The 14,908-nt window shown below is 55.3% G+C and carries 13 protein-coding genes and 1 other annotated feature; of the genes, 6 read left to right on the top strand and 7 right to left on the bottom strand.

The features are described from left to right. Nucleotides 1–22: 22 nt before the first annotated feature. From dnaX to QOT07_RS05430, 3 genes are all read right to left on the bottom strand, one after another. Complete coding sequence (dnaX, locus tag QOT07_RS05440; RefSeq protein ID WP_283602681.1) at nucleotides 23–1,966, bottom strand: DNA polymerase III subunit gamma/tau; 1,944 nt, start codon at nucleotides 1,964–1,966, stop codon at nucleotides 23–25. After that, nucleotides 626–690, bottom strand: a sequence feature (DnaX frameshifting element). It overlaps the preceding gene by 65 nt. An 83-nt stretch (nucleotides 1,967–2,049) precedes the next feature. After that, entirely contained in the window at nucleotides 2,050–2,601 is a 552-nt protein-coding gene (apt, locus tag QOT07_RS05435) for an adenine phosphoribosyltransferase (RefSeq protein ID WP_099065360.1), read from the bottom strand. 114 nt (nucleotides 2,602–2,715) lie between these two features. Further along, on the bottom strand, nucleotides 2,716–3,096 hold the full coding sequence (locus QOT07_RS05430) for a DUF454 family protein (protein WP_261415433.1): 381 nt from the start codon (nucleotides 3,094–3,096) through the stop codon (nucleotides 2,716–2,718). Nucleotides 3,097–3,246: 150 nt separating this feature from the next. Here QOT07_RS05430 and priC point away from each other — a divergent pair, with 150 nt between their 5' ends. Then, complete coding sequence (gene priC, locus QOT07_RS05425; RefSeq protein ID WP_099065362.1) at nucleotides 3,247–3,783, top strand: primosomal replication protein PriC; 537 nt, start codon at nucleotides 3,247–3,249, stop codon at nucleotides 3,781–3,783. 106 nt (nucleotides 3,784–3,889) lie between these two features. Continuing rightward, nucleotides 3,890–4,069 carry a pleiotropic regulatory protein RsmS gene (rsmS, locus tag QOT07_RS05420; protein WP_099065363.1) on the top strand — a complete coding sequence of 60 codons (180 nt, stop codon included), beginning with the start codon at nucleotides 3,890–3,892 and terminating at the stop codon, nucleotides 4,067–4,069. Nucleotides 4,070–4,108: 39 nt separating this feature from the next. Here the strand turns inward: rsmS and mscK are convergent, their stop codons facing one another. From mscK to acrR, 3 genes are all read right to left on the bottom strand, one after another. Then, nucleotides 4,109–7,501, bottom strand: coding sequence for a mechanosensitive channel MscK (gene mscK, locus QOT07_RS05415; RefSeq protein WP_099065364.1), 3,393 nt, complete (start codon nucleotides 7,499–7,501; stop codon nucleotides 4,109–4,111). Between the two features lie 102 nt (nucleotides 7,502–7,603). Next, a complete protein-coding gene (locus QOT07_RS05410) occupies nucleotides 7,604–7,963 on the bottom strand; it encodes a DsrE/DsrF/TusD sulfur relay family protein (protein ID WP_099065365.1) in 360 nt (119 codons plus the stop codon). 11 nt (nucleotides 7,964–7,974) lie between these two features. Beyond that, on the bottom strand, nucleotides 7,975–8,658 hold the full coding sequence (acrR, locus tag QOT07_RS05405; protein ID WP_261427399.1) for a multidrug efflux transporter transcriptional repressor AcrR: 684 nt from the start codon (nucleotides 8,656–8,658) through the stop codon (nucleotides 7,975–7,977). 142 nt (nucleotides 8,659–8,800) lie between these two features. On the opposite strand from acrR, the gene sdeX reads away from it, so the two are divergent. The 4 genes from sdeX (at nucleotide 8,801) to ykgO (ending at nucleotide 13,889) form a co-directional block, all read left to right on the top strand. Continuing rightward, nucleotides 8,801–9,988, top strand: a complete 1,188-nt coding sequence (gene sdeX / locus QOT07_RS05400) for a multidrug efflux RND transporter periplasmic adaptor subunit SdeX (protein WP_261427400.1) — start codon at nucleotides 8,801–8,803, stop codon at nucleotides 9,986–9,988. 17 nt (nucleotides 9,989–10,005) lie between these two features. After that, nucleotides 10,006–13,152: a multidrug efflux RND transporter permease subunit SdeY gene (gene sdeY / locus QOT07_RS05395; protein WP_099065368.1), complete on the top strand. Its 3,147-nt coding sequence runs from the start codon at nucleotides 10,006–10,008 to the stop codon at nucleotides 13,150–13,152. 326 nt (nucleotides 13,153–13,478) lie between these two features. Continuing rightward, nucleotides 13,479–13,736 (top strand): type B 50S ribosomal protein L31, encoded by a 258-nt coding sequence (locus QOT07_RS05390; RefSeq protein ID WP_099065369.1) that lies wholly within the window; start codon nucleotides 13,479–13,481, stop codon nucleotides 13,734–13,736. A gap of 12 nt (nucleotides 13,737–13,748) precedes the next feature. Then, nucleotides 13,749–13,889 carry a type B 50S ribosomal protein L36 gene (gene ykgO, locus QOT07_RS05385; protein ID WP_085115485.1) on the top strand — a complete coding sequence of 47 codons (141 nt, stop codon included), beginning with the start codon at nucleotides 13,749–13,751 and terminating at the stop codon, nucleotides 13,887–13,889. 117 nt (nucleotides 13,890–14,006) lie between these two features. Here the strand turns inward: ykgO and QOT07_RS05380 are convergent, their stop codons facing one another. Then, complete coding sequence (locus QOT07_RS05380) at nucleotides 14,007–14,885, bottom strand: metal ABC transporter substrate-binding protein (protein ID WP_283602680.1); 879 nt, start codon at nucleotides 14,883–14,885, stop codon at nucleotides 14,007–14,009. Nucleotides 14,886–14,908: the final 23 nt, after the last annotated feature.

Genomic DNA, 14,908 nt, shown 5'->3' with positions numbered 1-14,908 from the left:
GGCCGCGCACTTTACGCGGCGTTTAAATGGGGCGAATACTGTCTTCATCCAGATCCGCGTCGAAGAACCGGCGCAGCGTCTGAATATGGGTATCCGCAACGATCGACTGGCGCGCCTGCGCCAGTTTTTCTTCGTAAATGGCTTGTCGCCATTCCAGCGGAGTCCGCTCCGCCGGATTATCGTCTTCCACCACGGTCAACTCAACCGGGCTGCCATACAGCTCGCTGAGCGCCTCGGTCAGCACCTTCTGCGCCGAAGGCGAGTTCAGGTGACGCTGCGACGACCGCAGATGGAGACAAATCTTACCGGGTTCCAGCAGCTGTTTAACCGCGTTTAATGCCAACTGCTGCACCAGTTTCGGTATTTTCAGCTTATCGATTTCCGCCGCCCAGGCATCGCGTTCCAGCGATTCAACCACCAGCTTGGCCGACAGCTCGGGGGTTTTCTCATGCTCGAGCGCGGTACGCTGCGCTTTCGGCGTGGCCAGCGGCTCTGGTTCGGCCACCGGCTCGGTCAGTGCACGCCAGCGATAAGCCTCCGGCTTGGCCGGTTTTTCCTGCACGATCTTTTCCGCCTGGCGCTGCTGGCTGCGCTCAGTCACGGAAGCTAACCGCTCCAGTGCTGAGTTTGCCGGCCGCGCTTTTCCAGGCGCCGCCGGTTCACTCTTTTTTGGTGTGGATGCTCCCTGCTGCCTCAGCAGTTGGGTTCGCGCCTTTAATAATTGCGCGGTGGCATCCGGTAAATTCGCTTGCTGATTGTTCTGCGGCGCAACCTGCCCTAACGGCGGGGGCGCGTCCTGAAACTGTGACGGCTGGGCCGCTTGAGCCTGTGGCTGAGCCATCGCGGTTTGCACCATCGCCACCGGCTCCGGGATCACCGCTTTCGGGTGAAACGCCAGCGCGCGCAGCAGAGTCATTTCAACCCCCATGCGGCGATCTGGCGCAAAGGACAGCTCTTTGCGTCCAACCAACAGCGTTTGGTAATAGAGCTGTACGTCAGTCGGCGGCAAGGTACGCGCCAGTTCACGCAGCCGTTGTTCAATGGCGGCGTAATGATTGTCCAACACCGACGGCAGCAGTTGCACCATCGCAATCCGGTGCAGCAACGCCAGCGTCTCGACCAGCAGATTTTCCCAATCGACACCGCGCGAAGCGGCCTGCGCAACCTGCGCCATCACCTTTTCGCCATCGGCACTGACCAGCGCTTCGAGGATCGCCAACGGCTGTTCGTCGTCAAGCGTGCCAAGCATTTGGCTGACGGTGGCGGTAGTTACCTGCCCCTGGCCCATGGCAATCGCCTGGTCAGTAAGGCTCAGTGCATCACGCATGCTGCCATCGGCGGCTCGCGCCAATAGCTGCAACGCTCGCTGATCGCTGGTGATCTGTTCCGCCTGCAGCACCGTTTCCAGTTGGCCACGGATCTGATCGACGTCCAGCGCCTTGAGATGAAATTGCAGACAGCGTGACAGAATGGTCACCGGCAGCTTTTGCGGATCGGTGGTTGCCAGCAGGAATTTGACGTGCGAAGGCGGCTCTTCCAGCGTTTTCAACAGCGCATTAAAGCTGTGACGCGAAAGCATGTGCACTTCGTCAATCAGGTAAACCTTGAAGCGGCCGCGGGCGGGAGCGTACTGGACGTTATCCAGCAAATCGCGGGTATCTTCCACCTTGGTTCTGGACGCGGCGTCGATCTCGATCAGATCGACAAAACGTCCCTGCTCAATCTCGCGGCAGTTGTCACATTGACCGCACGGTGTGGCGGTGATGCCGGTTTCACAGTTCAGGCCTTTGGCCAGCAGGCGCGCAATGGTGGTTTTACCCACGCCACGCGTGCCCGAGAACAGATAGGCGTGATGGATCCGCCCCAGCGAGAGGCCGTTAGCCAGTGCAGTCAGGACATGTTCCTGTCCGACAACATCTGCAAACGTTTGAGGGCGCCACTTACGGGCAAGAACCTGATAGCTCATTAATACCGGAAAAGTCGAGTAATCTGGAGGGTCATGCTAACACAGCCCCGCGGCAATCCGCGAGGCCGTTGTGGTAATGCAGATCAGTGGCCGGAGAAGTTGACCAGGCTGTAGCATTCAATACCCAGGGTGTTTAAACGCGCTTCACCGCCGAGATCCGGCAGGTTGATAATAAAGGCGGCGTCGGTGACTTCACCGCCCAGACGGCGGATCAGTTTTGCGGTGGCTTCGATGGTGCCGCCGGTAGCCAGCAGATCGTCCACCACCAGCACTTTATCGCCGGCGCTGATAGCGTCGGTATGGATTTCCAGTCGGTCGGTGCCGTATTCCAGCTCATAGCTTTCGCTGAGGGTTTCACGCGGCAGCTTGCCCGGTTTACGTACCGGTACAAAGCCTACGCCCAGTGCCAACGCAACCGGAGCGCCAAACAGGAAGCCGCGCGCTTCGGTGCCAACCACTTTGGTGACGCCCGCTTCACGGAAGCGCTCAACCAGTAATTCAATGCTGGCGGCATAGGCCAGCGGGTTTTCCAGCAGGCTGGTGACGTCACGGAACAGTATGCCCGGCTTAGGGTAATCCGGGATGGTTTTGATACTGTCTTTAATAAACTGAAGCTGCTGCGCAGTAGCGGTCATAATTGTTGCCTGATAAAACTGCCTGATGACTTGCGCACAGGTCGTCTGCAACCCGCGCACGAAAACGCTCAAATTTATGCAAACTGGCGGACAAATGCAACCGGCGGTGTGCGATCAACGCTGTTTTTGTTGCGACAGGTCAACAACCGGCAGACGCAACATAAAGATCAGCAGAATGGCCAGCATCACTAACAGTAAGCCGCGCACCCACCAGATTTTCACCAACCACAGAGAAACCGCAAACGTCAGCACAATCATCAACACCGCCTTCCATTTGGCCCCAGGCGGTAATGCCCGGTGCTGTTGCCAGTGGCGCAGATAGGAGCCAAACCAGGAGCGGTACAGCAGCCAGGCGTGGAATCGCGGCGATGAACGGGCAAAGCACCAGGCGGCCAACAGCAGAAACGGCGTGGTGGGCAGCAGGGGCAATACCACGCCCAGCGTCGCCAGCACCACCGCTAACCAACCGAGGATTATCAATAACCAACGCGTCATGCGAGTCCTTGTCCATCAACCTGTCTGCCGTCACTTTATCATCGGCCTCCCCTGCGCCACCAGCCGCAACGGCCGGAATATGTGCACAGCGCTTGTTTCATGGCGTGATCGAAGGCAAGCTGAGCCCAATATCATCGCCATGGAGCCAACGTGAGTACTCAGCGTCTTTTACAAGTGTTAGAACAACAGATCACCGTGTTAGCCGGTGAAATCACGCCGCAAGGCGACGCCCCGATCCCTCAGGCACGCTTTGACGCTGCGTTATTTTCCAACCGTGGTACCCGGCTGCGTGATTACCTGACAGAAGTACAAAAGAACTTTGCCCAGTTGCAAACCGCAGCCAACGATAGCCGCACTACCCAGGTGGCCTTTCTGGCCGAGAGACTGGTGGCGCAAATCACCGCCCTGCAGCGCGAATTGGCGACCCAGGCGTTGCGTCGGAAAAATCAGCCCAAGCAAGTGACGGCCGTAGATTTGTATCACAAGCTGGCTGAACATCAGGATTATGAACGTCGGATCATTTCGATGATCCAGGATCGGGAAAGTCTGTTAGGCAGGCAGACCACGCTGGCGGCGCAGCAAAAACTGCAGCATGAGCTGGCGGCGCTGGAAGGTCGACTGATGCGTTGCCGTCAGGCGCTGGCCCGTATTGAGCGCAGTATCGAACGTAAAGAAAACGGTTTTTGAATATTTATCACAATATTTTAATGATTATTCCCCTCCGCGGATCTTGTTCACTATACTCAGCCGAAGCGAAGCATCACTCATTCATCTCAATTTAAACGTGGGTTTTATGTCTCTGGAAAATGCCTCAGCAGAATTGCAACTGGCAGTAGATCTGATTTATCTGCTGGAATGTAATGAGATCGATCCGGTTACCGCGCTGGCGGCGCTGGATATTGTCAAACGGGACTATCAGGAAAAATTGCAACGCAACGGTGTGACCTCCCCTTACCTGCCTGTCGACCAGTAAAAAGGGTTCAGCCTGCGCTGAACCCTTACCCTTATCCCATTAGCCTGCCGACATGCCGCCTTCATCCGGTGATAGCGTCCGTTTCACTTCCTGCACCTCGTTGCCCTGCTGATTGTGCAAGTACACCTCAAGCTGGTTGAAGGCAATATTGATATCGTTCTCGCGGCACAGGCGTTCGATCGAGCGGTTCAGTTCGTCAACGGTATAGCTACGGTCACGCAACTCACGCACGTACAGGCGCAGTTCGTGATCCAGCGTGCTGGCGCCGAAATTCAGGAAGAACACCTGCGGCTCAGGATCGGTCATCACCCGCGGGTTATCACGCGCTGCCTGCAGCAACACCGCTTTCACCTTGTCCAGATCGGAGCCGTAGGCCACGCCAACCTTGATCAATACGCGGGTGATGGTGTCTGACAGCGACCAGTTAATCAGCCGCTCGGTGACAAACGCCTTGTTCGGGATGATCACCTCTTTGCGGTCAAAGTCGGTGATGGTGGTGGCGCGAATACGAATTTTACTGACCGAGCCGGAGAAAGTGCCAATAGTAATGGTATCGCCGATGCGGATCGGCCGTTCAAACAGGATAATCAGGCCGGAGACAAAGTTGGCGAAAATCTCCTGCAGTCCGAAGCCCAGCCCCACGGTCAAACCGGCGGCCAGCCATTGCAGCTTATCCCAGGATACGCCCAGCGATCCGAGCGCAGTCACTGCACCCACGGTGGTGATCAGATAGGTCAGTATGGTGGTGATGGCGTAAGAGGTGCCCTGCCGCAACTGCAACCGCGACAGCACAACCACCTCCAGTAAGCCCGGCAGGTTGCGCGTCATGACGTAGGCGACAATAACCGCAGCAATCGCCACCATCATGTTGCCCAACGTCACCGCCTGCGCCACGCTGCTGCCGGCGACGGTGCTGGTGTAATGCCACAGCGTGATGCTGTCCAGATACGAAATCACCGTCACCAGATCGGACCAAATGGCATAGAAGGCGCTGGCAAAGATAATAAACAGGGCCATGGTGGTCAGACGCAGCGACTGCTGGTTGATCTGGTCAAGCGCCAAAGGCGGCTCTTCGACCGGTTCCAGCCCTTCGGCCCCCTCTTTTTCTTTCGCCAGGCTTTGGCGACGGGCCAACGCACGACGATAGGCCAAACGCCGCGCCGCCACGCTCAGGCCGCGAATAGCCGTCAGATAAACAATGTTCCACAGGAAGAACAGATACAGGCTGTCGATCCAGCGACCGGCTAGCCGCAGCGTGGTGTAGAAGTAACCGGCAAACATCAGCCCCAGCAGGATCAGCGGCGTGGCGGCAATCGCGGTAACAATCACCAATCGCACTGCGTGCGAGCCTTTCTCACGCCAGCTGTCACGGCACATCGGGAACACCAGTACGGCCAGCAGCGCCAACGTCAGCATCACCACCACCTGACCGATGACATCCTCCACCAGCCGCAGCGGCGCTTTCTCGCCCAATACCGACCAGAAGATCAACGGCAGCAGCGCCAAGCCCAGACGCACCGTCTGCCGGCGGTAGTGTGCACAAAGCTCAGGAGTGAAATTGAAGTGCCGCTCGCAAACGCCCCCCACCGCCAGGGTGCGATAGGTGAAACCGAAAATCAGCCAAAACAGCGCCAATTGTTGCGACAGCGCCCAAATAAAATCACTGAGGCCAATTTCAGCACGATAGCACCAGAAACCGGCACCCAGCAGCAACGCTGAGCCTGGCAATACCTTCAGCAAGGTCAGTATGATGGCCTTTGGCGTGTGCAGTTGGCCATCACGCTTTAACTGCCCAACATCGTTAGCCAGTTTCTGCAAATGGCTGTCGATCAACTTGTAGCGCCAGCGCAGCAGGCCGAGCAACAGCAGCAACGGGATCAGGATGACCAGTGAATTCAGCCCGCCCTGCACCATTTTGCCGATGTCTAACTTGAAGTCGAGAGTGGCAATCTGATCCCTGAGCGCGCCCGGCAAAGCTTTCAGCCACGCCAGATCAACCGGCTTGTTGCTGTTGACCCAGAAAATCTGCTGAGTCAGCGTATCCCGTAGCGAGCTGTTAACGCTGGTCAGCTGCTGTTGGTTGATCTGCAGACTGATCGACTGTGCCAACTGATTACTCAGCTGTTTGTTTAACTGATCCAGCAGTTCACGTCGCATATCGACGATTTCGCTCAAAGCATCCAGCACGTCCGTGCTGGCTTTTTCTTTACTGTCGGCAACCAGCTTATTGATGTAGTCGTCACCTTTGAACAGGTCGTCGCGCTGTTGATTGATATCAAACTGTTCCAGACGCAGATCGGCGATTCGCGTGCCCATGTCCGCCACCAGCGTGCCCTGCGGCAGGCTTTGCTGTTGCTGATACAAAATGCGCGACAGCACCAGACTGCCTTTCAGCACCTGGATTTGTTCTTTCAAATTGCGTTCCGCCTGCAGGCCGCGATCGAGCCAGTTCTTCACCCGAATATTCTGCTGGAACAACACGTTGCTCTCTTCGGTGGCGGCAATCAGCCGCTGGCTGAGCTGGCGGTTAACGTCCAGCTCTTTACTGACCAACTGATCGTGCTGGATATCCGTGGCGTCTTCCGGGTTCTGTGCCTCTTTGGCGGTTTTTTCCGACAGCGTCAGGCGCTTGCTGTTGACCACCTCTTGCAGCAACTGCACGTTGTGGTCCAGCGCATCAATGTGCCCGGTGGTGTAATCACGCTGCTTTTGCAGCAGATCCTGCAAAGTGGTGTTAGCCTCCAGGCTCTTGCGCTGCAGGTCAATTTGCGCATTGAGCAGCGTCTGTTCAGTCGCCAGCATCACTAACTGGCTGTCGCGCAGTGAGTTTTGGCCCGGTGTCTGATCGTTGATCTGGTTGCGGATCTCCTGCAGGCGCTGCGAAGCGGTATACATGCTGCTCTGTACCCGCTCCGGCTGGGTCTGCAGCGAAACCAGTTGGCTGTTATAAGTCGACAGGTTTTCCTGTGCGGTTTGCAGATCGTCGAGTGTCTGATAAAGCCGGGTTTCCAACTGACGCAGGGAAAGCGGCAGCAGTTCGGCTCTGGCGGCTGCGCTGTCGACCGGCGTCTTCAGCGCATCCAGATCGGCGGTGACCTGACGCAGTTTCCCCGGAGCCAACTGCAACTGCTGCTTAAGCTGAGCGCCGTCCTGTTTGGTGCGTTCGATGGCATCCAGCAGCTCAAGCGTGCGGGTCAAATCTTGTTGGGTGAGTTTATTGACCGGCGTCAGCGTCTTTTGCTTGTTCAGCGCTTCAAGCTGGCTTTGGATTTCGCTGCGTGACGGCAGATCGCCATTCAGGGACGCATAGGCCGCAGGTTGGCAGACCGCGCAAACCGCGATCAGTAAAAACAGGGCAAGGGCGCGGGAGAGGCCCACACCGAAGAACGAGGGTAACGCCAGAAAAGAACGTTTAGCTAACCTGCGATGCATGATTTGGCTTCGAATCAATAAAGAAGCGTCAAGATTATCACGATCGCAGATAGCCACAGAATAAGAAAAGCGTTGCTGGTGATGTACAGAGAGATCGCGGGATCAGAACGTCAGCACTTTCCCGGTCGCCAGCGTCCACTGCGCCAACTCTACCAGAGTACCAATCTCCACCCCATCCGCCAGCGGCAGTTGACTGATGCCACGCGCGTCGGCGCAGGTCTTGCACAGTTTTACCGGCACCTGTTGCGCAGTGAGAATTTCCAGCATCTGCTGCAAATGATAACCCTCTCGCGGCTGTTGCCCAGCCAGACCGGCGACGACCGCGTCGGACATCAGAAACAGTTTCAGGTCGAGATCGCTTTGCTGCTCTTTCAGGGTAATCGCCAGACGCAAGGCGTTAAACAGGGATTCGTGACCATAGGCGGCGCCATTGGCAATCAACACAACGGAGGACGATGACATGGTATTTCTCCTTATAAAGGATGACTTTCGACACTGCACGGCTGCGCCGCCAGCTCTTCCGGCCTGAGCCGCAACGTGGGACTGAATTGGGCCATTTCGAGGAAAGAATCGATCAACACCGGCGCTTCGGCTTTCAGATCAAAGCTCTCCGGCATAAACAGCCAGTTTTCCATCAGGCCGGTAATATAGGCATGCATAATGATTGCCGAGCGACGGGTATGTAAATCAGCGGGCAATTGGCCATGGGCTATACAGTCGCGCAGCACCGACTCAATACGTTCGTAACCTGCCAGGTACAAGACTTTACGCGCTTCATGCAGCGGCATCATCTCACCAACGAATTCGCACTTGTGAAAAACGATTTCCATCAGGGCTCGCCGACGGCTGTCATCGACCGTAGCCGTCAGAATGTAAATCAGAATTTCTCGTAAAATACGCAGTGGATTCTCGGGGTACTTTGCCTGATACTCTAGTTCGAGATCGCCAATTTTTGACTCTGATAATTCCCAAACTTCGTTAAACAGGTCTACCTTGTTCTTGAAGTGCCAATAAATTGCACCACGCGTAACTCCGGCAGCCGTGGCAATATCTGTCAGTGAGGTTGCAGAAACGCCACGTTCAGAAAATTCTTGCACCGCAGCATCAAGTATGTGCTGTCGAGTTTCTAGCGCCTGCTGTTTGGTTTTTCGTGCCATGGCGTTGTTTTTTCGGGGGAGTGTGATTTACATACATTCGCGTATGTATGTACCATAGCACGCACATATAATTAACGCAGCAATGGGTTTTAAAGCTTGTGATCCATTGATCATTTTGAAATCGGACACTTGAGGTTTTTCTATGAACAAAAACAGAGGGTTAACGCCTCTGGCGGCAGTTCTGATGCTTTCAGGCAGCTTAATGCTTACAGGATGTAACGATAAAGAAACCCAACAGCAAGGCGCCCAACCACCGGCTCCCGAAGTGGGTGTAGTGACGTTGAAGGCCGAGCCTCTCAATATGACTACCGATCTTCCTGGCCGTACCGCTGCGTATCGTATCGCCGAAGTTCGCCCTCAGGTCAGCGGTATTATCCTGAAACGCAACTTTGTTGAAGGCAGTGATATCAAGGCAGGGTCTTCCCTGTATCAGATCGATCCTGCTACTTATCAGGCAAGCTATGACAGCGCCAAAGGCGACCTGGCTAAATCCCAGGCAAGTGCCTCGATCGCGCGCGTCACGGTAAACCGCTACAAACCATTGCTGGGTACCAGCTACATCAGTAAGCAGGATTACGATACTGCTGTCTCCACGCTGCAACAGGCAGAAGCCGCAGTAGTGGCCTCTAAAGCCGCAGTGGAAACCGCGCGTATCAACCTGGCTTACACCAAAGTGACTTCACCGATCTCCGGTCGCATCGGCAAATCTGCCGTGACTGAAGGTGCGCTGGTTACCAACGGCCAGACTACTGCTCTGTCCACCGTGCAGCAGTTGGATCCGATGTACGTCGACGTGACTCAGTCGAGCAACGATTTCCTGCGCCTGAAACAAGAACTGGCCAGCGGTGCGCTGAAACAGGAAAACGGCAAGGCCAAGGTGACACTGCTGCTGGAAAACGGCACGCAGTACGCTCAGGAAGGTACGCTGGAGTTCTCTGACGTCACCGTTGATGAAACCACCGGTTCCATCACTATTCGTGCGGTGTTCCCGAACCCGAACGATACGCTGTTGCCGGGCATGTTCGTTCGCGCCCGTCTGGACGAAGGCGTGCGTAGCGATGCCTTGCTGGTGCCACAACAGGGTGTGACACGTAACCCGCGTGGTGAAGCTACCGCATTGGTGGTGGGTGCTGACGACAAAGTCGAATTGCGCACGCTGAAAGCGGATCTGGCTATTGGCGACAAATGGCTGGTTACCGACGGCTTGAAAACCGGCGACCGCGTGATTGTCACCGGCCTGATGAAAGCCCACCCAGGCGCTCAGGTAAAAGTGCAGGAAGTTGACACTCAGGCGCAAAAGCAGCCGCAGTCTGAAGCGCAGAAGTCATAAAAAGGAGCCGGTAAGACATGGCTAAGTTCTTTATAGATCGCCCTATTTTCGCCTGGGTAATCGCCATCATCGTCATGTTGGCGGGTGTGCTGTCAATAATGAAACTGCCGATTGCGCAGTATCCAACTATTGCACCACCGGCGGTAAGTATTTCCGCAAACTATCCGGGCGCAGATGCTAAAACGGTGCAGGATACCGTCACTCAGATTATCGAACAGAACATGAACGGTATCGATAATCTGATGTACATGTCCTCCACCAGTGACTCCTCTGGTAGCGTCACCATTACACTGACCTTTAACTCCGGCACTGACCCAGACATCGCTCAGGTTCAGGTCCAGAACAAACTGTCATTGGCTACGCCGTTACTGCCGCAAGAAGTGCAGCAACAGGGCCTGAAAGTTGAAAAGTCCAGCAGCAGCTTCCTGATGGTGGCCGGCTTCATTTCCGATGACCCGAGCATGACTCAGGATGATATCGCGGACTATGTGGCCTCCAACATCAAGGACCCGATCAGCCGTTCATCCGGTGTGGGTGAGGTGCAACTGTTTGGTGCCCAGTACGCAATGCGTGTCTGGCTGGATCCGAACAAGCTGAACAATTTCCAGTTGACCACGACGGACGTGACGTCCGCCATCACCGAGCAGAACAACCAGATCGCCGCAGGGCAATTGGGTGGGATGCCACCGGTACCGGGTCAACAACTTAACGCCTCAATCATCGCGCAGACCCGTCTGACCTCGCCTGAAGAGTTCGGCAAGATCCTGCTGAAGGTGAATGCGGACGGTTCTCAGGTTCGCCTGAGCGACGTGGCTCATATTGAGCGCGGTGCTGAAAGCTATGCGGTAACCGCACGTTATAACGGTAAACCGGCAGCGGGTCTGGGTATCAAACTGGCGACCGGCGCCAACGCCCTGAACACCGCGCAAGGGGTTAAAGACGCGCTGACCAAGATGCAACCATTCTTCCCGCAAGGGATGAAAGTGGTTTATCCGTACGACACCACCCCGTTCGTTAAGATCTCGATTAACGAAGTGGTGAAAACGCTGATCGAAGCCATCATCCTGGTATTCCTGGTGATGTATTTGTTCCTGCAGAACTTCCGCGCAACCTTGATCCCAACCATTGCGGTGCCGGTAGTGTTGCTGGGGACCTTTGCCATTCTGGCGGCCTTCGGCTTCTCGATAAACACCCTGACGATGTTCGGCATGGTGCTGGCGATAGGCTTGTTGGTGGATGATGCCATCGTGGTGGTGGAAAACGTCGAGCGTGTGATGTCCGAAGAGGGACTGCCGCCGAAAGAAGCCACCAAGAAATCGATGGAACAGATCCAGGGTGCGCTGGTCGGTATTGCCATGGTGCTGTCAGCGGTATTCGTACCGATGGCGTTCTTCGGCGGCTCGACCGGTGCCATCTATCGTCAGTTCTCCATCACCATCGTTTCCGCGATGGCGCTGTCGGTACTGGTGGCGTTGATTCTGACGCCGGCGCTGTGCGCCACCATGCTCAAACCAGTGAAAAAAGGCGACCACGGGGTTAAAACCGGCTTCTTCGGTTGGTTTAACCGCATGTTCGAAAAGAGCACCCACCACTACACCGACAGCGTAGCCAATATTCTGCGCAGTACCGGTCGTTATCTGGTGATCTACCTGCTGATCGTTGTCGGCATGGCGCTGTTGTTCCTGCGCTTGCCTTCCTCGTTCCTGCCGGACGAAGACCAGGGCATTTTGCTGACCATGGTGCAGTTGCCTGCGGGGGCTACCGAAGCTCGTACCTCTAAGGTTCTGGAAGAAGTCACCGACTACTTCATGACCAAAGAAAAAGACAACGTGGTTTCGGTGTTTACCGTTGCGGGCTTCGGCTTTAACGGTAATGGCCAGAACAACGGCCTGTCGTTCGTCAGCCTGAAAGACTGGTCTGAGCGTAAAGGCGAAGAGAATAAAGTGCCGGCGATCGCAGGCCGTGCAATGGGCGCGTTCTCGAAGATTAAAGACGGCATGGTATTCCCGTTCAACCTGCCGGCGATTATCGAATTGGGTACCGCGACCGGTTTTGACTTCCAGCTGATCGACCAGGGTGGCCTGGGGCATGAAAAACTGACCGATGCACGTAACCAGTTGCTGGGCATGGCTGCCAAGCATCCGGACTTGCTGGTGGGCATGCGCCCTAACGGTCTGGAAGATACGCCGCAGTTCAAGCTGATTATCGACCAGGAAAAAGCCAAGGCGCTGGGTGTCAGCATTACCACCATTAACAGCACGCTGAGCACCGCGTTGGGTGGCTCGTACGTTAACGACTTCATCGACCGCGGCCGTGTGAAGAAAGTGTACGTGCAGGCTGATGCGCCGTTCCGTATGTTGCCGGAAGACATCAATAAATGGTTTGTCCGCGGCACCAGCGGCCAGATGGTTCCGTTCTCCTCCTTCGCCTCGGCGAAATGGGAATACGGCTCACCACGTCTGGAACGTTATAACGGTCTGCCTTCGATGGAAATTCTGGGCCAGGCAACGCCAGGCAAGAGTACCGGTGAAGCCATGAACCTGATGGAAGAACTGGCCTCCAAGCTGCCGAGCGGCATTGGTTACGACTGGACCGGTATGTCCTATCAGGAACGTCTGTCCGGTAACCAGGCTCCAGCACTGTATGCCATCTCGATTCTGGTGGTATTCCTGTGTCTGGCAGCATTGTACGAGAGCTGGTCAATTCCGTTCTCGGTCATGCTGGTTCTGCCACTGGGGGTTATCGGTGCGTTATTGGCGGCCACCATGCGCGGCCTTAACAACGACGTTTACTTCCAGGTGGGGCTGTTGACCACCATCGGCCTGTCGGCGAAGAACGCCATATTGATTGTGGAATTCGCCAAGGACCTGATGGATAAAGAAGGCAAGGGTCTGATCGAAGCCACGTTGGAAGCGGTCCGTATGCGTCTGCGTCCAATTCTGATGACTTCTCTGGCATTCATCCTCGGGGTTCTGCCGCTGGTTATCAGCAGCGGTGCAGGCTCCGGCGCACAGAACGCGGTAGGTACCGGCGTTATGGGCGGGATGATTACCGCGACCGTCTTGGCCATCTTCTTCGTTCCGGTCTTCTTTGTGGTGGTTCGCCGCCGCTTCAGTAAGAAGTCTGACGATGTAGAACACAGCCATCCGGTTGATCATCACTGATAACTCAGTGACTGCTTCTCCCTGAATACAAAGGCCGCTTATGCGGCCTTTAACTTATCGACAAACACCCGAAAAACGTGGTTTTCGGATGTTTGGGCTAAACCAGAGACAGCATCCTTTGGTTCTGGTAGCTATCAAGTCGTTGCTTTAACCCCAAGTAACTTCGTCAGTAATCTTAGGCCGCTTATGCGGCCTTTTTCTTTGGCTTCAGCGGCTTAATACAAACCACTCTCATTAATTCCTCTGCAAATGCATTTTGTACTTGATCCGCCCTACCGTGCGGCGCATAATTATTGTTATAGTATAACATTACATTGGAGTGCATCATGAAAGCAGGCATCCATCCTGACTACCGTACCGTGGTGTTCCACGATCTGAGTGCCGATACCTACTTTAAAGTGGGATCGACCATTAAGACCGATCGCACCATTGAGCTTGAAGGTGAGAACTGGCCGTATGTCACGCTCGACATCTCTTCCGCTTCGCATCCGTATTACACCGGCAAGCAGAAAGATTTCTCAAAAGAAGGCAGCACGGCGCGCTTCCAGCAGCGTTTTGGTCGCTTCTTTACTGGCAATAAGTAACAGGGGATCTACATGCAGGTTTTGAGTTCATTGCGTTCGGCGAAGAAACGCCATCCGGATTGCAAGATTGTGCGCCGTAAAGGCCGCATCTATGTGATCTGTAAAGCTAACCCACGCTTCAAAGCGGTACAGGGACGTAAGAAAAAGCGTTAAGTAAACAGCAGTGCCATCTGTCTGTCGCAAAGCCCCGTTGCTGCTCAACGGGGCTTTTTTTATGGAGAAACTGAAACGCCCACAGTGGCCCCATCATGATGACAGGGCCGCTACGGTTTACTTCATGCTACCCAGCAAGGTATCGACATTGTGTTTGAATGCCTGCACATAGCTGGCCGCCGGTCCTTGCGGTTTGGACAACGCCTCTGGGTACAGTTCACCGCCGGCTTTAGCACCGGTAGCCGCGGCAATTTGCTTCACCAGGCGCGGATCGGTTTGGTTCTCAATAAAGTAAGCATTAACCTTCTCCTGCTTGATCTGTTTGATCAGCCCAGCCACGTCGCTGGCACTCGCCTCAGCCTCAGTAGAGAAGCCGACCGGGGAAAGGAAGGTGACGCCATATTCTTGTCCAAAGTAGCCAAAAGCATCGTGGCTGGTCAGCACCTTACGTTTTTGCTGTGGCACTGCGGCAAACTGCGTTTTGGCCCACAGATCCAACTTCTGCAGCTGCTGAATATACTCGGCACCCCGCTGGCGGAAATAGTTGGCATCTTCAGGGTCGGCGACAATCAGCGCGTTCATCACGTTGGTGGCGTACTGCACGCCATTCTTCATGCTATTCCAGGCATGGGGATCGGTGATTTCTTTGCCGTCGTCGTTCATCTGACGCAAGTTAACCCCTTGCGAAGCGGTAATAACCGGCCCTTTGTAACCCGACGCACTGACCAGGCGATCGATCCATCCTTCCAGCCCCAGGCCGCTAACGAACACCACATCAGCCTGCGACAACAACTTACTGTCTTTCGGTGAAGGCTCGAAGCTGTGGGGATCGCCATCCGGCCCTACCAGCGTAGAGACATTGACATGTTCTCCCCCCACCTGCTTGACGATATCGCCGAGGATGGAAAAACTGGCGACGGCATCCACGGTCTTGGCCATGGCCAATGGGCTGGACAGCAGAGCAGCGACCGCCAGCGATAAAGGTAAACGTTTCATACTTTCTCCTTGCATATAGCACT

Origin of the sequence: Serratia proteamaculans (assembly GCF_949794035.1) — a bacterium.
Classification (GTDB): domain Bacteria; phylum Pseudomonadota; class Gammaproteobacteria; order Enterobacterales; family Enterobacteriaceae; genus Serratia; species Serratia proteamaculans.
The sequence above is the reverse complement of the archived record's forward strand: the minus strand, read 5'-3'. Positions and strand labels throughout refer to the sequence as shown.